Genomic DNA, 21284 nt, shown 5'->3' on the forward strand with positions numbered 1-21284 from the left:
GCGCATGACGGGCGAGTGAACATGCGTCGAAGTGGGTCGACTCGTGATCGCTTGTGGTGGACCCGGGGACCACGTGTAATCAAGGCGTGATTAATATGCACGCGTTGGGGCGTGGCATCTGTCAGGACATCGACGTCGGCCGAGTGCCTCCACGCCCGATCACCGACTCTTCGAGCACGAGCACCCGAGTACCTGAGTAGTCGTCAGACTGCTCCACCCCAAGGAGCATGCCCTGCGCACGCGCGCGTCACGGCGGACCCGTACGACATCAGCGATGTCGCTGGGGACCGCCCTGCTCATCCTCGCCTTCGTCCCCGGCATCGCACTGGTCGCCCTCTGGGGCGTCACCAGCGGCCAGACCTTCCTCGACTTCCAAAGGCAGGCGGGCCAAGGACTGTTGGCCGAGAAGGCCGGCCAGCCCTCCAACCTCGTGTACTTCAGCCTCCAGGAGGAGCGGCGGCTCAGCGCCGAGGTCCTCGCCCGCACCCCCGGCGCCGCCGACGCGCTGGCCAGGCAGCGGGTACGGACCGACGAGGCGGCCGAACGGTTCCGCGAGCTGTCCGACGTCGGCGAGGGCGACGCCCCCGCCGAGGTCCTGGCCGCCGTCGCCACCGCACGCGAGGCGATCGGACAGCTGCCGGTGCAGCGCTCCCTCGTGGACGGGGGCGACGGCGACCAGCAGAAGGCCGTGTACGACTACTACACCGACCTGATCGCCGTCGACCTCGAACTCTTCGCCGCGCTCAGCCGGGTCGACAACGGCCGCATCACCACCCTCTCGCAGCCCCTCGTCGACCTCTTCTGGGTCAAGGAGATGGTGTCCCGCTCGGACGCCCTCCTCGCCCGCGGCTGGCGCGACCGGAAGCTGAGCCCCGAGGAACTCATGGAGTTCCGGCAGGCGGTCTCCGGCCAGACGTTCCTGTCCTCCACCCACGTCGTACCCCTCCTCCCGGCCGAGGAGAAGGCCATGTGGAGCGCGATCGTCGAGAGCCCCGCGTGGAAGACCAAGACGGACATCGAGAACACCGTCCTGCGCCCGACAGCTCCGACGGAGGACGGCTCGGTCGCCCTCCCCGCGGGGGCGCAGCGCTGGCGCGGCGCCATGGACTCCCTCACGCCCGAGATCGAGAAGCTCCTCCAGCACCGCACCGCCCTCGTCGTCGAGGAGGGCAAGGGCAGCGTCGTCTCGCTGCTCACCCGGATGGCGCTCACCACGATCATCGGCCTGCTCGCCGTCATCGCCGTCATCTGGACCACCTGGCGCCTCACCCGCACCCTGCGCCTGCGCATCGGCCGGCTCCAGGAGCAGGCCGAAGCCCTGGAGAAGGCCCTGCCCGACGTCGTCGAACGGCTCGGCAGGGGCGAACGCATCGACATCGAGGCCGAGGCGCAGGTCGTCCGGCAGGACGCGGGCGACCGCGCGTCCGACGAACTGACCCGCCTCGGCGAGGCGTTCAACCTCGCCCGCACCAGCGCCATCGAGGCCGCCGTCCGGCAGGCCGACCAGCACCGCGGCTTCGAACGGCTCCTCCAGCGCATCGCCCGCCGCACCCAGCAGCTCATCGGGCAGCAGCTCAAGAAGCTGGACGAGCTGGAGCGCCGGCACGAGGACCCCGAGATCCTCGACGGCCTCTTCGACCTCGACCATCTCACCGCGCGCCTGCGCCGCTACGAGGAGAACCTCGTGATCCTCGCGGGCGGCGCACCGCACCGGCGCTGGCGCAAGCCGGTCCCGCTGCTCGACGTGCTGCGCTCCGCCCAGGGTGAGGTGCAGGACTACCGCCGTGTCGTGGTGGACCGCGACGGCAGCCCCTGGCTCGCGGCGCGTGCCGTCGGACCCGTCGCGCACGTCCTCGCCGAACTGGCCGAGAACGCGCTCGTCTTCTCCCGCCCGCCCAGCCCCGTCGAGATCAGGGTGGCGCAGGTCAGCCACGGACTGGCCATCGAGGTCGAGGACCGCGGCCTGGGCATGGACGCGGAGCAGCTGGCCGAGGCCAACGACCTGATGGTCCGGCCGCCCCGGATGGACCTGCTCGCCCACGGTGACGACATCCGGCTCGGACTGCACGTCGTCGCGCGGCTCGCGCACCAGTACGGGCTGCGGATCGAGTTCCGGACCTCGGCCTACGGGGGCACCCGGGTCGTCGTCCTGGTGCCCCAGGAGTACGTGGTCACGGGACCCGGAGCGGAAACCGGATCCGGAGCCGGTCACACGGCCGGCGTCGGCCCGGTGGCCGTCCCCGACGAGGCCTCGGTGCCGGCATCCGGTCACCGGGCGGTCGTCACCCCGCTGCCCGGACAGCCGGTGCCCGAGCCGATGCCCATGAACACGCCCGGGCCCACGCCCGAACCCGCTCCCGTGATCACGCCGCTGCTGCCCACGCAGTCCGTGGGCACGGAGGACGGCGCCCTCCCCACCCGCGTACAGGGACGGGCGCTGGCCGATGTGACGGCCCTGAACAGGCCCTACCGGCAGACCCAGCCCCAGGACCAGAACCAGAGCCAGGTGCCGGCCGAGGCCGGGAACCAGGCCGAGGTCCAGCCGCCGGCGCCGCCCGCGTCCCAGGTTCAGCACCAGCCACTGGCGCAGTTCCCGCCCCAGGCCCAGTCCCAGCCCCGGTCCCACCCGTCCCCGGAGCAGCCTTCCGTGCCGCAGCCCTTCCCGTCGTCGCGGCCCGCGCCGCGCCACGCCGCACCCTCGCCGCAGGCCGTACCGCAGGGCCCGTCGCACACCGGTCAGCCCGGTGCGCAGTTCGGTGCCCAGCCGGGTGCTCCGCTCGGCCAGCAGCACGGCCCGCAGCCCGGCCCGCAGCCCGGCCCGCAGCCCGGCTCGCCGTACGGCTCACAGGGCGTGCCGGTGTACGCGCCGCCCACGCCCCCCACGTACGCCGGGAACCACCCCTACGGGGCACCCGAGCAGCATCCGCCGGCCCAGGAGGCGCCGCTTCCGCGCCGGGTGCGCCAGGCGAGCCTGGTGGACGAGCTCCGCATCGCTCCCACCCCCGCTCCCGCGGCCACCCCGGCACCGCCCCTGAACTGGCAGGACGACCCGCTGCTCAGGCCCGTCCCGCGCCGCGCGAGCGCCACGATCGGGGCCTTCCAGCGCCGGTCGCGCGCCACCCGTACGCCCACGGACCAGGACACGGGTCAGCTCCCGGCACCCGGATCCGCGCCCGAGCCCTCCGCACCCACCCACACCACGAGAGAAGAAGAACGGTCATGACTCGCACAACCGCCACCCACCAGGACCTGGACTGGCTGCTCGACGGCCTGGTGGACTCCGTGGCCGAGACCCGCAACGCCGTCCTGCTCTCCGACGACGGCCTGGTCGTCAGCCACTCGCGGACCATCGACCGGGCCGACGCCGAGCGCCTCGCCGCGATCTGTACCGGTCAGCAGAGCCTCGCCCGTGGTGTCGGACAGCTCTTCCACGGCGGCGTGGTCCACCAGGTGATCGTGGAGCTGGCCGACCTCTGGCTCTTCATCATCTCGGCGGGGCAGGGCACCCACCTGGCCGTCGTCGCCTCGCAGGAGGTGGACGCCGAGGTCATGTCGCTCGCCATGCACAACCTCGTCCAGCAGGTCGGCCAGAAGCTCGGCACCCCCGTGCGCTCCGAGTTCGACGCCTTCGGCACCGGGGCCGGGCAGGGCGTGTGAACACCGGCTGGGAGTACGAGTACGCCGATGACGCCGAGGAGGACGGCTCGGGCACGATGGTGCGCCCGTACACCATCACCCGCGGCCGGACCGCCCCCGAGCGGGACGACTTCACCCTCATCACGGTCCTCACGACGGTGGAGCAGCCCCTCGACGAGCGCGGCAGGCCGCTGCGCCCGGCGCGCCTCCAGCCGGAACACCGGCTGATCCTCGAACTCTGCCGCCGGCCCGCCGCGGTCGCGGAGGTCGCGGCGGGTCTCGACCTTCCCGTGTCGGTGACCAAGATCCTGCTGGCCGACCTCGTCGGCCAGCGCCTGCTGTCCGCTCGGGCGCCACTCGTCGTGGCGCGGGCGGCGGGGGGCGCCGACGGCGGCCTGCTGGCCGCCGTCCGTGACGGACTCCGGAGACTCTGAAACCCCATGATCAGCACCCAGGCGGCCCCTGCCGCCGTCAAGATCCTCGTCGCCGGCGGATTCGGCGTCGGCAAGACCACCCTGGTCGGCGCGGTCAGCGAGGTCGCACCGCTGCGCACCGAGGAGTACCTCACCACCGCCAGCGTCGGCGTGGACGACCTGGCCGGTGTCGGAGCCAAGGAGACGACGACCGTCGCCCTGGACTTCGGGCGCATCACGGTCAGCGACGAACTCGTCGTGTACCTCTTCGGCACGCCCGGCCAGGAACGCTTCTGGTTCATGTGGAACGACCTGGTCAACGGCGCCCTCGGCGGCGTCGTCATCGCCGACACCCGGCGCCTCGACACCAGCTTCGCGTCCATCGACTTCTTCGAGAGCCGGGCGATCCCCTTCGTGGTCGCCATCAACTGCTTCGACGGCCACAACACCCGCTCGGCCGAGGAGATCAGGACCGCGCTCGACCTCGACCCGCACGTCCCGCTCCTCATCGGCGACGTCCGGCAGCGCTCCTTCGACAAGGACGTGCTCCTGGCCCTGGTCGACCACCTGATGAGGCTCCCGGCGCCGGCCTGACCGACCCGGCCCCCGCCCCTCCGTCCCCCGCACCCTCCCCTTCACCGTCACGTTCTGGAGACATCCGAGATGGCATCACCCCTGCGCGTCCTGATCCACGGCGGAGGCATCGGCGGCCTCGCGCTCGCCACCGCCCTCGCCCGGCGCGGCCACACCGTGGAGGTCGTCGAACTCCGCGACGAACTCGACGCGCTCGGCGTCGGCATCATCCAGCCGTCGAACGCCCTCCACGTCATGCGCGAGATCGGCGTGCTCGACGCCTGTGTCGACGCGGGCTTCGCCTGGGACACCCTGACGATCGCCGACCCGGCGGGGAACACCCTCGCCCGCATCCCGCAGCCGCGCATGGACGACGTTCCGGCGAGCAACGGCATACCGCGCCCCGCCCTCGCCAGGGTCCTCGGTGACGCCGCCGTCGCCGCCGGCGCCACGGTCCGGTTCGCCGCGACGATCAGCGAGCTCGACGACGACGGCACGGGCGTCACCGTGACGCTCTCCGACGGCTCCACCGGCCGCTGGGACCTCGTCGTCGGCTTCGACGGCATCGGCTCGCCGCTGCGCACCCGTCTCTACGGCGACCGTTACGCTCCCGAGTACACCGGCTTCGCCAACTGGCGGGTCACCCTGCCCCGCCACCCCGACGTCCAGGGCGTCGTGATGGCCACGGCCGGCCAGGAGGCCAAGGCCCTGCTCACCCCGATCACGGACGAACTCATGTACCTGGGCGCCGTGTTCGCCGAGGCCGAGGACTTCCGCCCGGACCCCGGGCACGCGCACGAGGAACTCGCGAAGCGGCTCGCCATGTTCTCCGGCCCGGTCGGCGAGGCGCTCGCCGCGGTCACCGACCCCTCGGCCGTCGTCTACTCCCGCATCTCCCAGGTGACCGTCGAGGAGCCCTGGCACGTGGGCCGGGTGGTCCTCGCGGGCGACGCCGCCCACGCGTCCACCCCGCACCTCGCCCAGGGCGCGGCGATGGCCGTCGAGGACGCCCTCGTGCTCGCGGAGTCCCTGGACGCGGCGGACACCGTGCCGGCGGCGCTGGAGGCCTGGGAGGCCCGGCGCCGTCCGCGTGCGATGTGGGTGCAGGCGATGTCGCGCGCGATCCTCAAGCAGGAGATGGGCGCGCCGACCACGGCCGAGGAGGACGCGCTCCTGGAGGTCGGCATCCCGGGCGCCGCGCACGTCCTGGCGAAGCCCTACTAGGAACACCGAGGCGTTTCGGCCCCGGCGCGGCCCCGCTGAACCCTCGTGGGGTGTCTCCCGGGCGTCAGCCCGCGGCGGTGGCGGACCCCTCGCGCCACGCCGTCTCCACGGCGGCCGGGATGTCCGTCACCGGGAACTGCACGTGCCGTACGGTCCGTTCGCGGTCGACGACGAGGATCGCGCGCTTCAGCCGGAGGGCCTGGCCCGCGCGGAAGGTCGGCAGCCGAAACGCCGCCGAGAGCCCGTTGTCCATGTCGGAGAGCAGCGGGAAGGGGATGTCCTCCGCCTCGGCGAACGCCCTTTGCTCGGCGGGTCGTTGCGTGCTGACGCCGCGCACCGCGACACCCGCGGCCGTGAACCGTTCGTACGCCTCCCGGAACAGCCGGTTCTCCAGGGTGCACCCCGCGGTGCCGGGGATGTCGTTCCAGTCGTCCGGCAGTGGGCCGGGCCGCGCGGTCGCGGGGTAGCAGAACAGGACCGTGGCGCCCGCGCCGGCGTCCACCGGGTCGAGCGCGGGGCCCGTGTGCGCGGGCAGGGCGAGGCGGGGCAGCCGGGTGCCGGGCAGCTCGTGGACGCGGTGGGCCTCTGCGCTCCGCTCGTCCGCGGAACCGGTGAGCGAGCCGTCACCGAGCAGCCAGCGGTCGGCCCAGTCCTGCATCGACACCAGCACGGGCAGCAGGGCGCGGCCGGCGTCGCTGAGCCGGTACTCGAAGCGGACCGGCCCCTCCTGGTACGGCACCTTGTCGAGCACGCCGCTGTCGACGAGGTGGTTCAGCCGCTCGGTGAGCACCTTGCGGGAGATGTCCAGCTCGCGCTGGAGCTCGTCGAAGCGGTGCCGTCCCCGTGCGGTCTCGCGGACGATCAGCAGGCTCCACCAGTCGCCGACGACGGCCGCGGCGTGGGCGACGGCGCACGCGGCGTCGCGGTCGGGCACGGCTCGTGCCATGACGTGTCCTCTTCGTTCGGTCTCGTTCGGTGTCCGTGCGGGGGGTCGTACGGGTCGCGGGTGGGGCGGGTGTGACGGGTCCATCTTGCGCCATCGAGTGAGTTCCCGATAGAAACTCATTGTGAGTTCCTGATGGGAACTCGCTCGAACCCGGGGCGGGAACCGCCGTGAACCCGTGGTTCGACCGATCCGGGGGAGGAACCGTTTCATGCCCACAGCCCGGGCAACCGCCTGGCGCACCTGGCAGATGACCCGCCGCGCCTATCCATGGACGTACGCCGTCGGCACCGTCCTGCCCGCCGCGCTCACCATCGCGCTCGCCTTCTTCGGCTTCCACGCCATCGGCGGCGGCGAGGTCGGCGCGGACTTCGCCGCCGGCAGCGGCACCACCGCCTACCTCGCCTACATCGTCGTCGGCACGACCGCCTTCCACTTCGCCGTCCGCCTCATCCTCTGGTCCGCCAAGGCCCTCATCACCGAGCAGCGGCAGGGCACCCTCGGCGCCCTGCTCATCGCCCCCGCCGGCCGGCTGCCCTATCTGCTCGGCTTCACGGCCTTCGCGGTGCTCAGCAGCCTCGTCGAGTTCCTCGCCCTGGGCCTGGTCGTCACCGTCCTCGGCATCAGCGTGCCCGTCTCCTCCGTGCCGGGCGCCCTGCTCGGCGCGCTCGCCCTCGTCGGCGCGGTCTTCGCGCTCTCCGTCGGCCTCGGCGGACTGATGATCGCGGCGGGCGAGGCCCACATCTCGCAGAACACCGTCTTCATCGTGCTCGGCCTGGTCGGCGGCTTCACCTTCCCGCGCGACTACCTGCCGGAGCCGGTCACGTGGTTCGCCGAACTGCTCCCCACCACCTCGGCGATGGACGTCCTGCACGGCAGCTTCACCGGCGGCCAGTCCCTGCCCGAACTCCTGCCGAGACTCGCCGTCTGCGCCGTACTCACCTGCCTCTACCTCCTCCTGGGCCTCAGGTACCTGCCGCGGGCCGAGGCCCGCGCCGTCGAAAGGACGTACTGATGACCACGGCGATCGAAGTCCGCGGCCTCCGCAAGGACTTCCCCGTACGCGAGAAGGGCCTCTTCGGCCCCCGCACCCTCAAGCGCGCGGTCGACGGACTCGACCTGGACATCCCGCGCGGCCGTGTCACCGGCCTCCTCGGGCTCAACGGCGCCGGCAAGACCACCACCATCAAGATCCTCGCCACCCTCCTGCGCCCCAGCGCCGGCACCGTGCGCGTCGACGGCCTCGACGCCGTCGCGGACGCCCGCGCCGTACGCCGCCGCATCAACCTCATCGCCGGCGGCGAACGCATGGTCTACACCCGTATGACCGGCCGCGAGAACCTCTGGTACTTCGGCCAGCTCTACGACGTCCCGAAGGCCGAACTGCGCCGCAGGACCGCCGAACTCCTCGACCTCGTCGGCCTGTCCGACGCCGCCGACACCATGGTCGAGCGGTACTCGCGCGGCATGACCCAGCGACTCGCCATCGCCCGCGGCCTGATCAACCGCCCCGACTACCTCCTCCTCGACGAACCGACCCTCGGCCTCGACGCCCCGATCGCCCGCGACCTGCGCCGCGTCGTCGCCGACCTCGCCGCGCACCACGGCACCGGAGTCCTGCTCACCTCCCACTACCTGGCCGAGGTCGAGGAACTCTGCCGCCATGTGTACGTGATCTCCGCCGGCCGCCACCTCGCCCAGGGCAGCCCGGCCGAGCTGAAGGCCGCGACCGGCAGCCACCGCACGGTCCGGCTGACCGTGACCGACCCGACCGAACGCACCGGGGCCGTCGCCGAGGCCTTCGGCGCCACCCGCGAGACCCTCCCCGACGGCAGCGAACTCATCACCCTGCGCCACCCCGACGACATCGCCGGACCCCTGACGGCGGCGGTCGTCGGCGCGGGCGGCTCGATCGGCGGCCTGGAGATCGCCGAGGCCAGCCTGGAGGACGCGATCCTCCGCCTGGCCGAGACGGGGGAAGCGGGCCTGGTCACCGCCGGCACCGCGGCGCTCACCGGGAGCGGGGGCCACCACCGGTGAACCACCTCCGCCACGCCCTGCGGGTCTTCGCCGCGGAATCGCTCAAGCAGCACCGGCGGCTCTTCGGCCAGCCGCTCGTCGTCTTCTCGATGCTGGTCTGGCCGGTCCTCCAGCTGGCCACCACCTACTACACCCTGCGCCCCGTCGCCACGGCCTCCCGGGCCGCCGAGAACTGGCCGCTCGCCGCCGATCCCGAACGGCTCCTCGCCTTCCTGGCCACCGGCACGCTCGCGTACGCCTTCTTCTTCTCGCTGGTCCAGAGCGCCTGGCACCTGTCCTTCGAGCGGACCACGGGCACCCTGGAGCTGCTCTTCCTCTCCCCGGCGGGGCGCCTCACCCTGATGATCGCCAACGGCGCCGGCGCACTCCTGCAGAACGCCTGGCTGCTCACCTGCTTCACCGTCGCCGCCCTGACCGGCTTCGGGACGCTCTCGGTCTCGGCCTGGTGGATGTACGGCGTCGTCCTCCTGGCCCTGCTGGTCCCGGCGGTGGCGTGGGGAGCGTTCCTCAACAGCCTGCTGGTGTTCTCCCGGGACTCGGCCTTCCTGTACACGATCCTCGACGAGCCGCTGTGGTTCGTGTCGGGTGTCCGGCTCCCGCACTTCGCGCTCCCGGCAGCCGTCCAGGTCGTCGGCGCGGTCTTCCCGCTCACCGGCAGCCTGCTCGCGGTCCGCGGGGCCCTCCTCGAACACCGCACGGCGGCCGAACTGGCCCCCACCCTCCTCGGCCTCGGCGCCCTGAGCGCCCTCCTGCTGGCCGCGGCCTCGGTGATCCTCCGCGTCGGTGAGAACAGGGCCCGCAGGACGGGCGCACTGAGCCTGGCGTGAGACACAGACCGGGAACGCGGACGACCCGTGGGCCTTGGTCCCGTCCGCTCGAGTTCGGACGGGAGCCGGCCGGATTACCGGCGGCCCACGGGTCGGGTGACTGCGTGGTTTTCGGCAGGTGACCTGCCGAGGTGCACAGAGTGCGACGGCAGGCCGTTAGCCCGCAGTCACCTCACGAATCCGAAAAGAAACCATGTTCTCGGATCACCTCCTTTCAGCGTGTGACCACAGCCTAGGAAAGCCCGGAGCGACGCTCAACCCATTTATTCGCGCGCTCTTTCCGGGCTACCGGGACCGCAGCTCCGCGGCCAGCACCGAGGCCGTCTCGGCGACGAGCGCGTCGACGGGAGCCGCGTCCTCCGCGTCCCGGGTGGTCAGCACAGCCAGCACGATCGGCCCGCCGTCCGGCGGCCAGGTGACGCCGGCGTCGTTGTTGGAGCCGTACCGCCCGCCGCCGGTCTTGTCGGCGAGCGCCCAGTCGGCGGGGAGCCCCTTGCGGAAGCGCTCGACGCTCGTCGTGTTGCCGAGCATCCAGCCGGTGAGGCGTTCCCGGTCCCGGGGTGCGAGGGCGCCGCCGAGCAGGAGGCGTCCGTAGGTCCGGCCGATGGCCCGAGGGGTGGTCGTGTCGGTCTCCCGCCACGGCTCGGCCGAGTTCAGCTCGGGCTCCCAGCGGTCGAGGCGGGTCGTGGGGTCGCCGACCGAGCGCGCGAACCGTGTGACGGCCGTCGGACCGCCCAGCTCGCGCAGCAGGAGGTTGGCGGCGGTGTTGTCGCTGAACCTGAGCGTGGCGTCGCAGAGCTCGGAGACCGTCATCCCGCAGGCGAGGTTCTCGGGCTCCCCGGTCACCGGGGACCAGCCCGCCCGCCGGACTTCGGCCGCCGTGTACCGGATGCGCCGCGCCAGGAACGTACCGTCGTGGTCGAGGTCGCGCAGCACCGCCGCGACGGCGAGCGTCTTGAAGACCGAGCACATCGGGAACCGCTCCCCGGCCCGGTACGCGATCGTGCGGCCCGTGCGGACGTCGTGCGCGTACACCCCGAGGCGCGCGGAGTGCCGTTGTTCGAGCTCCCGCAGCCGGGCGCCGATGCCGTCACCTCCCGGGGCGGAGGCGTAGGCGGAGCCGCCGAGGGGCAGAGCCAGGGACAAGGCCGCACCGGCTCCGAGAGCGAGAGCCGTACGACGGGACGAGCCGAAACCTGTGCTGGACGAGGTGGACAAGCTGTTTCCCTTCCAGAGCGATCACTGCACAGGCAACCACGCGAAGGACCCCCCACCCGGTTTCACCGGACCGGCTCGTCGGCCGACGGCGGAGCGGGCAGCGCACGGGCGAACCCGTGCCAGTACGCGGCCCGTCGCGACGACTGCCGCACGATGCGGTCCGGCTCCGGCGGCGCGGGCCACAGCTGAAGCAGGTACCTCTCCTCCCGCGCCGCCCCTTCGCGGTCCGGGACCGGGTGCTGCGGGTCCATGCCCAGGGCGCAGTAGCGCACCCGGTATCCGGTCTCCTCCAGGTCCAGCCCCCACCGGGCCTCCCAGGCCCACTGTACGAGTTCCGTGTGCGCCGAGACCGGGCGGTAGGAGACCTCCACGACCTCCTCCCACCGGGAGTCCAGGGCCGGCGCGTGATCGTGCACCTCGACGGTGAAGCCGACGCGACCGTCGCTGCTCCCGGTGAGCAGCCAGAGGAATCCGGGCACGGCCGCCCCGCAGAGCCCGGACGTCTGTCCGGCGAAGGCCACGCCCAGGTCGTCCGGCATGTCCCCGCTGCCGCTCACGACGTAGATCTGTCCGTACGAGATGCTCACCTCGCCGTCCACCGGTGTGCGTACCGCCACGATTACTCACCCTCCCGTTCCGTCGTTCCCTCGTTCCCGGAGGCTCCCGGCCGCCGGGCCCCACCGACGTCCGGTCGACGCCCCTCATCGACGCCACCCGAGGGCTTCAGGGCCCTTCGAATCTCCACGCCTCGATGTCGCGGTACCGGATCGGTCCCGGACCGCGCCCGAAGTCGCTGCCGACCAGATGCAGTCGCTCGGCCCGCCAGCCGCGGCCCCTGAACCCGGCGAGGTCGGCGGCGACCGTCACCACCCTGGACGGATCGTCGCGCCGCGCCCGCGCCAGGGTCAGGTGGGGCCGCAGCGGCCGGTCCTCGAAGGGGACACCGCACTCCCTGACCACCGCGCGGACGTCCGCGGCCAGCCGGTGCAGCCCGTCCAGGTCCCCGTCGATCCCGCTCCACAGGACCCGCTCGTCGAAGTGCCCGCCGCCCCGCAGCGCCAGCTCGACCGGCCGGTGCGAGGCCGCGAGCTCCGCGAGCGGCGCCCGGAGCGCCGGAACGGTCGCCGCCGGCAGCTCGCCGAGGAACGCCAGCGTGATGTGCCAGTCCTCGATCCGGTTCCACCGCATGCGGGGGTACGCCTCGTACGCCGGCCCCAGCTCCCGCGCCAGTTCGTCCTTGGCCTCGTCGGGCGGGGCGAGGGCGACGAACACGCGGACGGTGGCGGCCCGGTCCCGGCCGTCCCCGCCGGACTCCGTCGCCCGCCCGTGTACCTGAGTCATCATCCGTTCCCCGTACCCCGTACCCCGTACCCCGTGCCGTGTCGCCGCCAGGCGGGCCCCTGGCCGTTCCGATGTGAGGGTACGCGGTGTCCCGGCCGGTCAGCCGCCCGGGACACCGGCCCCGGCCTCGGCCCGGTGGGCCATCGCGGCGCGGACCCGTAGGCCGTCGCACTGTTTCGGCCACCCCGCCTCCGACCGTATGACGAGCGGCCTGTCGGAACGCGCCCCGCACGCTCCCTCGCGGGGGTGGTTCCCGGGGTCCGGTGGGCGTAGTCCGGCACGGCCGACACGAGCGGCGCACCCGTCACCACGAAGCTGTGCGCTGCCACCCCGTACCCCCACGCAATCGGAGGTTCGTACGCATGCCCCACGTACTGCTGAGACCGGCGGACCGGCGCCACCGCCCCGGCCACCCCGCCCGCAAGGTCCGTACCCTCCGGACCGCATGGGCGGCCGTCGCGCTCGCCGCGGCACTGGTCGTCGCCCTCCCCGGTGCCGCACTCGCCGCCCCCGGTGACCTCGATCCGACCTTCGGCCCGGACGGCCGGGTGACGACCCCGATCACCGGGTACGCGGAAGGCCACGACATCGCCCGGCAGTCCGACGGCAAACTGGTCGTGGTGGGGACGAGCGAGGCCGGGTTCGCGCTCGCGCGCTACGGCACCAACGGCGCCCTCGACCCCACCTTCGGCGGCGACGGCATCGTGACCAGCGATTTCGGCGGCGGCGCGCACTCGGCCAACGCGGTCGCGGTCCAGCCGTCGGACGGCAAGATCGTCGTGGCGGGCACCACCGAGGTCCTGGCGGAGGAGGGCGGCGGCTGCTGTTTCTTCTCCGTGGCCCGCTACAACCCCGACGGCAGCCCGGACGCGGCCTTCGGTGACGGCGGCCTGGTCCGTGTCGAGGAGTTCGGCGGCTCCGCCGACGGCGCCGACGTGGCCGTGCAGCCCGACGGCAGGATCGTCGCCGTGGGCAAGGGCGGCGGTGGAGGCTTCGCGCTCGTCCGCCTCACCGCCGACGGAAGCCTCGACCCGAGCCTCGGCGGAGACGGGGCGGTCGTCGCGGGCTTCACCCCGGGCTCTCCCCAGGACGCGGGCGGCATCGCGCGCGGCGCGGCCCTCCAGCCGGACGGAAAGATCGTCTCGGTCGGCTACGTGGGCAACACGGCCTTCGACATCGGCGTCGCCCGCTACAACCCCGACGGCACCCTCGACACCACGTTCGGCGGCGACGGCATGGTCACCGCGGACTTCGGCGGCACCGAGTTCGGCAATGCCGTGGCCGTACAGCCGGACGGCAGGATCGTCGCCGCGGGTTCCGGTGGCGCGGGCTTCGCCGCCCTCCGCTACAACGCCGACGGCACCCCCGACGCCGGCTTCGGATCCGGTGGCCGCACCTCTGTCAACGCCCCCGGCGACGGCGGCACCGCGTACGCCCTGGCGCTCCAGCAGAACGGCAAGATCGTCCTCGCCGGACGCGCGGACGACCCGAACAGCTCCGAAGCGAACGACTTCGGCCTGGCCCGCCTCAACCCCAACGGCACGGTGGACACCGGCTTCGGCGGCGACGGCTTCGTCGTGACCGGTTTCGGAGACTTCGACGAGGCCCGCGGCGTGCTCGTACAGCCCGACGGCAAGGTCGTCGCGGCGGGTTACGGGGCCGGCTTCGCCTTCGCCGTGGCCCGCTACCAGGGCGGCGACGGCACGCCCCCGCCGCTCGCGGACCTGGTGGTGACGAAGACCGGTACGACCGCGGTGAGCATCGGTGACCGCGCCACCTACACGGTGACGGTCACCAACTCCGCCGCGTCCACGGCCCCCGCGACCGGCGTCACCCTGACGGACACGCTCTCGGGCACCGGCGCGACCCTCGTCTCGGCCGTCGCCTCGCAGGGCGGTTGCACGACCACCACCACGGCGGCCACCTGTTCCCTCGGCTCGCTGGCCGTCGGCGCGAGCGCGACGGTCACGGTGACGGCCGAGCCCCGGGCCGTCGGAACCCTCACCGACAGGGCCACCGCCGCCGGCTCGCCGCAGGACCCGACGACCTCGAACAACACCGCCACCGCGACGACTTCCGTGAACAACGCACGCGGCTGCACGCTCATCGGCACCAGCGGCCCGGACACCCTGAACGGCACCTTCGGCAACGACGTGATCTGTGGCCTCGGGGGCAACGACACCGTCCGTGCGGGCTACGGCAACGACACCGTCCACGGCGGTTACGGGAACGACGACACGGACGGCGGCTTCGGTGACGACACCCTCAACGGCGGTCCGGGGAACGACCTCCTGACCGGCTCCTACGGCAACGACCGGCTCACCACCACCGACGGCGTCGCGGGCAATGACACCGCCAACGGAGGCATGGGCACGGACACCTGCACCACCGACCCGGGCGACATCCGCGTCAGCTGCCCGTGACGTCCCCGTGACCGTCCCTTCGGGGCGGTCACGCTCGGACCTCCCGGTCGAGATGCGGGCGTGGTGGACCACACGGTGCTCGCCGCCCCTGAGGTGACCTACCCGCCGGCCGACTGGGACGCCTGGCTCAAACAGAGCAAGGAGAGCGCGGAGCGCGGGGGCTGACCCTCGGAGAGAAGTCGTCGCGAGGTGAGGGAGGTCGGGCTCGACGTCCGAGCCGCGCCCCGTCAGACCCCCGAGCCCACTCCGGTCCCCGCACCCGCCGCCGTCAGCCATGCCTCCGCGACCACGCGGTGGCCGAGCGGGCTCGGGTGGACGCCGTCCGGGGCGAGGGCCGCCGCCCCGTGCTCCTCTGCGGCCCGCCGCAGCGCCAGGTCCGTGCGTACCACCGTCGCCCCGCGGGAGGCGGCGGCCCGCAGGACGGCGTCGGTGCGCGGACCGAGGTCCTCGAACCAGGCCTCCTGCTCGGGGGTGGCGGGGAGCAGGAACGGCGTCATCACGAGGAGCCGGGCGGCGCACTTCTCCTCGGCGAGGGCCAGGACGCGACCGAGGGCGGCCTCGAACTCCGGGACCGGGCTGGGAAGGCCCTGGTCGTAGCGGCGCCAGGTGTCGTTGATGCCGATCAGCACGGTGACCACCGTCGGATCGAGGGCGAGGACGTCGGTGGCCCAACGCGCCTCCAGGTCCCGGACGCGGTTCCCGTTGACCCCTCGGTTGAGGACCGTCACGGAGGGGTGAAGCGCCTCGGAGACCAGCCGTACGTAGCCGTCGCCGAGGGACGAGGGGTCCTCGCGGTCGCGCCCGGTGTCCGTGACGGAGTCGCCGGCGAACAGCAGCCGGTCGGACGGGGTGAACTGCACGGCGGTGTCCTCTCAGGCCTGTCGGAAGGTGTGCCGCATGGTACCGAGCCCGTCGATCCCGCACTCGACGGAATCCCCGTCACGCAGGTACGGGCGCGGCTCGGGACGCCCGAGGGCGACCCCGGCCGGGGTCCCGGTGTTGATGACGTCACCGGGGTACAGCACCATGAACCGGCTCAGATAGCGGATGATCCCGGCGACGGGGAACACCATGTCGGCCGTCGTGCCGTTCTGGCGCTCGACCCCGTTCACCGACAGCCCGAGGGCGAGCTTCCCCGGGTCGGGAACCTCGTCGGGGGTGACGAGCCACGGACCGAGCGGGTTGAAGGTCTCGCAGCTCTTGCCCTTGTCCCACTGGCCGCCGCGCTCCAACTGGAAGGCGCGCTCGGAGACGTCGTGGGAGACGGCGTACCCGGCGACGCAGGCGAGGGCCTCCTCGTCGGTCTCGAGGTAGCGCGCGGTCCTGCCGATCACCACCGCGAGCTCGACCTCGTAGTCGGTCTTGACGCTGCCGCGGGGGATCAGCACGTCGTCGTACGGCCCCGAGACCGTCCAGGGGTCCTTCATGAACACGACCGGCTCGGCCGGGATCGCGGCGCCCGTCTCCGCCGCGTGGTCCCGGTAGTTGAGGCCGATGCACACCACCTTCCCCGGACGCGCGACCGGCGCCCCGATCCGTATGCCGTCGGCCCCGGCACCCGGAGCCGACAGTTCCCCGGCCGCGGGGCCGGGCAGCTTCCCGGGGGCCAGTACGGGCAGTTCCCCGGCGGCCACCGCGCGGGCGAGGCGGTCGAGGGCGCCGTCGGCGAGGGAGCGGTGGTCGATGTCGTCGAGGACGCCGGACGCGTCGAGGAGTTCACCGGACCCGCTCAGGACCGCGGGGCGCTCGGCCCCCGCCTCTCCGACTCTCAGCACGCGCATGCCAGCCACCCTTCACGTTATACATCGGATGTATCGACCCGGGAATGCAACCAACCAACTGGCGTTTTGTCCAGAGGAAGTTGATGGCGGGGGAGCGGGCCACCCATCGCCCCGAGGTATCATCCGATGTATCGTGTGGCGCGCCGACGGCCGCTCCCGGCACCCGCTTCCGTACCGCGTCGCCGCGCCTCGCGGCGCTTCCGCCCCGGGGAGCGGCCGGCCGGCGTCCAGACCGCCACGCCCCAGGAGGCCGAGCCGATGGCAGACACGACGAGGATGCTCAACGCCCTACTGGTCATGGAAGAAGGGCGCAGGGCCGATGTCTACCCGGCGTCGGTCCTGGAGGACATCGGGAACCTGGTGAACCTCCGCACCCCCGCCCTCACCCGTGACGCCCTCCGCCGCGATCCCGGCGTACTGGAGGAGGTCGACGTGCTGCTCACCGGCTGGGGCGCGCCGGTCCTCGACGCGGAACTCCTCTCCCGTGCACCACGGTTGAGGGCCGTGATGGTCGCCGCCGGCTCGGTGCGCCATCTGACCACACCGGAGTTCTGGGCCCGGGGCGTCCCCATCGTCACCGCGGCCGCGGCCAACGCGGTCCCGGTCGCCGAGTTCAGCCTGGCCCAGATCCTGCTGGGCCTGAAACAGGTCCACCGGCTGGGCCGCGAGGTGGTGGCCCGCGGGAAGTTCCCGCACGATCCCCGGGTCGCCGGCGGATACGGCTCCCGGGTGGGGCTCCTCGGTCTGGGGGAGATCGGCCGGCTGGTCGCGGAGCATCTGCGGCGCTTCGACGTCGAGGTGCTGGCCTGCGACCCCGTGATCGACCCGGCCGCCGCCGGCGCGCTGGGCGTCCGGCTCACCGGAGTCGAGGAGCTGTTCTCGTCGTGCGACGTCGTGAGCGTGCACGCCCCGCTGCTCCCCGAGACCGAAGGCCTCGTCGGCAAGCGGCTGATGTCCCTCCTCCCCGAGGGCGCCACCCTCGTCAACACGGCCCGCGGCGCCGTCCTGAACGAGCCGGAGGTGATCGGGGTCCTCTGGGACCGCCCCGACCTCACCGCCGTGCTCGACGTGACCTGGCCCGAGCCGCCCGACCTGGGCTCGGCGCTCTTCACCCTGCCGAACGTCGTCCTCACGCCGCATCTCGCCGGCGCCATGGGCGGGGAGCGTGCCCGACTCGGTGAGCTGGTCCGTGACGAACTGCGCCGACTGGTGAACGGCGAACCGCTGCGGCATGCCGTGGAACCGGCCCGGGCCGCGACGAGGGCGTAGGAGGCGGAGCGCAGGGCCGCGTGACGGACGCGGAGACGCCCCGACCTGGGCTCTCATCCCCTGCTGGCTTGAATGTCGAGGCCCGGGACTTCCTGCCCCGGGCATACATCGGATCTTTGATCCACGCTTCAGTGGCGGTAGCCCTGCCGTCGTCCCGCCCCCGTCGCGGGGTGCCCTCACCCTCGATCCCGCTCCATGACTGCTCAAGTGGGTGATTGGCGCCCCGAAGGTCCCCCTCCGGACCTTCGGGGCGATACGAATTCCGCACCCTCAACTCTTTTCAGTCATCGGACTATTGACCCCCGATCGGCCGCGCGTTAGCGTCCCGGCAAGCGCTTACAGGCCAGCTGCCGAGGGCGGCGAACAGGAGTGGTGATGCAGAGAACGCGATGGATCGGCGCGGGTATTCTCGCCTCGGCGTTGGCCCTCACGAGCTGTACGTCCGGCCCCGCCGGCACGGACGCCAAGCAGGACTCCAAGGCGGAACTGGAACTGTGGACCAGGACCACCCCCGGCGGTCCCGGTGAGAAGGCCACGCTGCGGCTCGTGGCCGGATTCGAGAAGGCCACCGGCCACAAGGTGAAGGTCACGGCGATCTTCGACGACTTCGAGACAAAGCTCCAGCAGCGGGCCGCCCAGCGGAACCTGCCCGACATCGTCATGAACGACGTCACCCAGCTCGGCTCCATGCACAGCCAGGGGCTGCTCAGGGAGATCGACCTGACCAGGATCAAGAGCAGCGGGGACCTCGTCGAGCAGGGCCTCGACTCCGGCAAGAGCGTCGACGGGAAGCAGTACGGCATCCCGTACTCCGCCCAGGCCGGAGCCCTCCTCATCCGCAAGGACTGGCGCGAGAAGCTGAAGCTCGGGGCCCCGCAGAGCTGGGACGACCTCGCCGCGATGGCGAAGGCCTTCACCACCCGGGACCCCGACGGCAACGGCAAGCAGGACACCTACGGACTCGCCGCCCCGCTCTCCACCAAGCGCGGCTACGCCTCCTGGTACTTCTCCAACTTCCTCTGGGCCGCCGGCGGTGACTTCATCACCGAGAGCGGCAAGGGGAAGTACAAGCCGTCCATGACCAGCAAGGAGTCCATGGAGGCGGTGAGCTGGTTCCGCGCCCTCGGCTGCGACAGCAAGGCGATCCAGCCCGGCGCCGTCACCATGGACACCCCGCCGACGAACGAGACCTTCGAGGCGGGCAGGACCGGCATGTTCGTCGTCGGCCCGTACCTGATGCCCCGCTTCGACAAGTCGCTCGGCAAGGACAAGTACGAGGTCGTCCCCATGCCCAAGGGACCCAAGGACGCCACCGTGCTCGCGGAGGGCGGCTCCGTCTACCTGATGGCCGGCTCGGAGAACATGGCCGGACAGGACGCCTTCGCCGGATACGCCATCTCCGCCGAGGGCCAGAAGCTCGGCATGCAGGGCGAGGACGGCTCCACCGTCCAGCTCCCCGTGAACAAGACGGTGGACGTCACCGAGGTCCGTCCCGACCCGCGCTGGAAGACCTACGCCGAGGTCTACCGCACCTCCGGGCGCTACGCCCCGTCCATCCCCAACTGGACCCCGGTACGACAGGTCACCGCCGAGACCGTCAACGCGCTGATGGCCGACTGCTCCCTCGACGCCGGCGCCAAGCTGCGCGAGCTCGACAAGAAGCTCGCCGACATCCTCCAGGAGCAGGGAATCGCCGGATGACGAGCGTCGACCAGGTGAAGTCGGCCGCCACGACGGCGGCCGGCTCCACCACCCCGGCGGACGGACGGCCGGAGTCGGGGTCCGCGACCGCGGCCCCCGGCGGGCGGCCCGTCTCCCGCCGGGTGCGCAGCCGCCGCGGCGGCCGGTGGTGGACGCCGTGGCTCTTCCTGGCCCCGGCCCTGATCCTCTTCCTGTACTTCAAGTTCATCCCCATGGCCAGCGCGCTGGCCATGTCGTTCCAGGACGTCCAGCCCTACCTGGGCAACCGGTGGGTCGGCGGCGAGAACTACGCCACCGTCCTGACCTCCGACGGTTTCCGCGAGGCCGCCTGGCACACCGTCGTCCTCGCGGTCGGCCAGACCCTCGGGTCGATGCTGCTCGGCCTCACCCTCGCCCTGCTCATGGAGGGACAGGGCCGCAAGCTCGGCTTCGTGCGCTCGGCGGCCTTCCTGCCGGTCGTCGTGCCGATCGCGGTCGTCGCCGAACTCTGGCGGATCATGTACCACCCCACCGAGGACGGCATGCTCAACTCCCTCCTCGGCCTGGTGGGGTTCGGCCCGTCGGGATTCATCAACGACCCCGACAGCTCGATGGTTTCCATCATGGTCACCGGCATCTGGCGCGGCGCGCCCTACGACATGATGATCTTCCTCGCGGGACTGGCCGGCGTCGACCGCGGTCTCTACGAGGCGGCCAAGGTCGACGGCGCGTCGAGGTTCCAGCGCATCCGCCACGTGACGGTCCCCGGCCTGCGGGCCGTCCTCACCATCCTCTTCATCCTGGCGGCCATCCGCGGCCTGCGCGTCTTCACCGAGGTCTTCCTGCTCACCAACGGCGGACCCGACGGCTCGACCGAGGTCGTCATGACCGTCATCTACAAGCTGGGCCTCGAACAGAACCGGCTCGGCGTCGGCGCCGCCGGAGCGGTGCTGCTGTTCCTCGCGACGCTGCTCCTGACGGTCGGCGTCCACCTGTTCCGACGGAGGGGTAACGAATGAGCGCGCCGACCGAGACCGCGCTGGGTCTCACCGAGAGCCGGAGCGTCGGCGGCCGCGTCCTCAAGGCCGTCACCTACCTCATGGTCCTGCTGCTCTTCGCGGGCCCGCTCCTGGCCCTCCTGGTCAGCGCCTTCAACCACGTGAAGGACCCGACCCAGCTCAGCGTCATCCCCTCCGACCCCACCACGGACAACTTCACGGTCGCGTTCGACCAGGGAGTCCTGAAGTACCTGCTCAACTCGTTCTTCGTCGTCGGGTTCGGACTCCTCCTCCAGGTGGCCGTCTCCGTCCTGGCGGGCTACGCCCTCGCCCGGAAGCGGTTCCGCGGGATGAGTCTGGTCTTCGTCGCGATCCTGGCCACGCTGATGCTGCCGGAAGAGATCCTGGCCATCCCGCTGTCCGTGATCCTCGCCGACCTGCCGGTCGTCCACTTCAATCTGATCGGCACCCTGGCCGGCATGATCGTCCCCGTCGGCGCCTGGGCGTTCTCCATCCTCGTCATGACCGAGTTCATGAAGGAGGTGCCCCGGGAACTGGAGGAGGCGGCACGCATCGACGGCGCCGGAGACCTGCGGATCTTCGCGCAGATCATCCTCCCGATGTGCAAGCCCGCGCTCGGCGTCATCGGCGTCTTCGGCTTCACCATGATCTGGGACCAGTACCTGCTGCCCCTCCTGGTGGCCACCGACTCGTCCTCGTACACGCTCCCGCTGGCCCTGCGCACCCTCCGGGTCGACCCCCTCGTCACCCCCGGCGTGGTCATGGCGGCGTCCCTGCTCGCCCTGCTGCCCTCGGTGATCGTCTTCCTCTTCTTCCAGCGCTCCTTCGTCCACGGTCTGTCCAGCGGCGCCCTCAAGGGCTGACCCACGCCTCCTCCCGTACCGCCGCACCCACGAA

The 21284-nt window shown here is 72.2% G+C and carries 19 protein-coding genes; 13 read left to right on the plus strand and 6 right to left on the minus strand.

Translation table 11 applies throughout. The features are described 5' to 3' along the window. Window positions 1–274: 274 nt before the first annotated feature. The 5 genes from ASD33_RS24130 (at window position 275) to ASD33_RS24150 (ending at window position 5846) form a co-directional block, all read left to right on the plus strand. Window positions 275–3223 carry a nitrate- and nitrite sensing domain-containing protein gene (locus tag ASD33_RS24130; protein WP_063992012.1) on the plus strand — a complete coding sequence of 983 codons (2949 nt, stop codon included), beginning with the start codon at window positions 275–277 and terminating at the stop codon, window positions 3221–3223. Further along, window positions 3220–3657, plus strand: coding sequence for a roadblock/LC7 domain-containing protein (locus tag ASD33_RS24135; RefSeq protein ID WP_056564277.1), 438 nt, complete (start codon window positions 3220–3222; stop codon window positions 3655–3657). The genes ASD33_RS24130 and ASD33_RS24135 overlap by 4 nt, the downstream gene beginning before the upstream one ends. Next, complete coding sequence (locus tag ASD33_RS24140) at window positions 3654–4070, plus strand: DUF742 domain-containing protein (RefSeq protein WP_242427222.1); 417 nt, start codon at window positions 3654–3656, stop codon at window positions 4068–4070. The genes ASD33_RS24135 and ASD33_RS24140 overlap by 4 nt, the downstream gene beginning before the upstream one ends. Window positions 4071–4076: 6 nt before the next feature. Next, entirely contained in the window at window positions 4077–4643 is a 567-nt protein-coding gene (locus ASD33_RS24145) for an ATP/GTP-binding protein (protein ID WP_056564280.1), read from the plus strand. Between the two features lie 69 nt (window positions 4644–4712). Then, window positions 4713–5846, plus strand: a complete 1134-nt coding sequence (locus tag ASD33_RS24150; protein ID WP_056564284.1) for an FAD-dependent monooxygenase — start codon at window positions 4713–4715, stop codon at window positions 5844–5846. 64 nt (window positions 5847–5910) lie between these two features. On the opposite strand, the gene ASD33_RS24155 is transcribed toward ASD33_RS24150, so the two are convergent. Next, window positions 5911–6792, minus strand: coding sequence for a winged helix-turn-helix transcriptional regulator (locus ASD33_RS24155; RefSeq protein ID WP_056564287.1), 882 nt, complete (start codon window positions 6790–6792; stop codon window positions 5911–5913). A 208-nt stretch (window positions 6793–7000) separates the two neighbouring features. Between ASD33_RS24155 and ASD33_RS24160 the strand changes: the two genes are divergently transcribed. The 3 genes from ASD33_RS24160 to ASD33_RS24170 are packed head-to-tail and all read left to right on the plus strand — an operon-like array spanning window position 7001 to window position 9656. Further along, on the plus strand, window positions 7001–7804 hold the full coding sequence (locus ASD33_RS24160; RefSeq protein ID WP_056564290.1) for an ABC transporter permease: 804 nt from the start codon (window positions 7001–7003) through the stop codon (window positions 7802–7804). Further along, complete coding sequence (locus ASD33_RS24165) at window positions 7804–8829, plus strand: ABC transporter ATP-binding protein (RefSeq protein ID WP_079044974.1); 1026 nt, start codon at window positions 7804–7806, stop codon at window positions 8827–8829. The genes ASD33_RS24160 and ASD33_RS24165 overlap by 1 nt, the downstream gene beginning before the upstream one ends. Further along, window positions 8826–9656, plus strand: coding sequence for an ABC transporter permease (locus ASD33_RS24170; RefSeq protein WP_056564293.1), 831 nt, complete (start codon window positions 8826–8828; stop codon window positions 9654–9656). The genes ASD33_RS24165 and ASD33_RS24170 overlap by 4 nt, the downstream gene beginning before the upstream one ends. Window positions 9657–9941: 285 nt before the next feature. Here ASD33_RS24170 and bla read toward each other — a convergent pair whose 3' ends face one another. The 3 genes from bla to thpR form a co-directional block, all read right to left on the minus strand. Continuing rightward, the gene (gene bla / locus ASD33_RS24175) at window positions 9942–10874 is read right to left on the minus strand and encodes a class A beta-lactamase (RefSeq protein ID WP_056564296.1); all 933 of its coding nucleotides are present in this window, start codon (window positions 10872–10874) and stop codon (window positions 9942–9944) included. 62 nt (window positions 10875–10936) lie between these two features. After that, the gene (locus ASD33_RS24180) at window positions 10937–11491 is read right to left on the minus strand and encodes a hypothetical protein (protein WP_056564298.1); all 555 of its coding nucleotides are present in this window, start codon (window positions 11489–11491) and stop codon (window positions 10937–10939) included. 106 nt (window positions 11492–11597) lie between these two features. Then, a complete protein-coding gene (gene thpR, locus ASD33_RS24185) occupies window positions 11598–12215 on the minus strand; it encodes an RNA 2',3'-cyclic phosphodiesterase (protein WP_056564299.1) in 618 nt (205 codons plus the stop codon). A gap of 362 nt (window positions 12216–12577) precedes the next feature. On the opposite strand from thpR, the gene ASD33_RS24190 reads away from it, so the two are divergent. Continuing rightward, on the plus strand, window positions 12578–14638 hold the full coding sequence (locus ASD33_RS24190) for a DUF11 domain-containing protein (RefSeq protein ID WP_056564302.1): 2061 nt from the start codon (window positions 12578–12580) through the stop codon (window positions 14636–14638). A 227-nt stretch (window positions 14639–14865) separates the two neighbouring features. Here the strand turns inward: ASD33_RS24190 and ASD33_RS24195 are convergent, their stop codons facing one another. Further along, a complete protein-coding gene (locus ASD33_RS24195; RefSeq protein WP_056564305.1) occupies window positions 14866–15498 on the minus strand; it encodes an SGNH/GDSL hydrolase family protein in 633 nt (210 codons plus the stop codon). 12 nt (window positions 15499–15510) lie between these two features. Beyond that, on the minus strand, window positions 15511–16419 hold the full coding sequence (locus ASD33_RS24200; protein WP_056564308.1) for a fumarylacetoacetate hydrolase family protein: 909 nt from the start codon (window positions 16417–16419) through the stop codon (window positions 15511–15513). Window positions 16420–16677: 258 nt separating this feature from the next. On the opposite strand from ASD33_RS24200, the gene ASD33_RS24205 reads away from it, so the two are divergent. From ASD33_RS24205 to ASD33_RS24220, 4 genes are all read left to right on the plus strand, one after another. Further along, on the plus strand, window positions 16678–17688 hold the full coding sequence (locus ASD33_RS24205) for a hydroxyacid dehydrogenase (protein ID WP_056564311.1): 1011 nt from the start codon (window positions 16678–16680) through the stop codon (window positions 17686–17688). A 375-nt stretch (window positions 17689–18063) separates the two neighbouring features. After that, complete coding sequence (locus tag ASD33_RS24210; RefSeq protein ID WP_056564314.1) at window positions 18064–19389, plus strand: sugar ABC transporter substrate-binding protein; 1326 nt, start codon at window positions 18064–18066, stop codon at window positions 19387–19389. Beyond that, the gene (locus tag ASD33_RS24215) at window positions 19386–20387 is read left to right on the plus strand and encodes a sugar ABC transporter permease (protein WP_056564318.1); all 1002 of its coding nucleotides are present in this window, start codon (window positions 19386–19388) and stop codon (window positions 20385–20387) included. Before ASD33_RS24210 ends, ASD33_RS24215 begins: the two co-directional genes overlap by 4 nt. Further along, the gene (locus tag ASD33_RS24220) at window positions 20384–21250 is read left to right on the plus strand and encodes a carbohydrate ABC transporter permease (RefSeq protein WP_056564321.1); all 867 of its coding nucleotides are present in this window, start codon (window positions 20384–20386) and stop codon (window positions 21248–21250) included. The genes ASD33_RS24215 and ASD33_RS24220 overlap by 4 nt, the downstream gene beginning before the upstream one ends. Window positions 21251–21284 lie beyond the last annotated feature (34 nt).

Source organism: Streptomyces sp. Root1304 (assembly GCF_001426405.1).
Classification (GTDB): domain Bacteria; phylum Actinomycetota; class Actinomycetes; order Streptomycetales; family Streptomycetaceae; genus Streptomyces.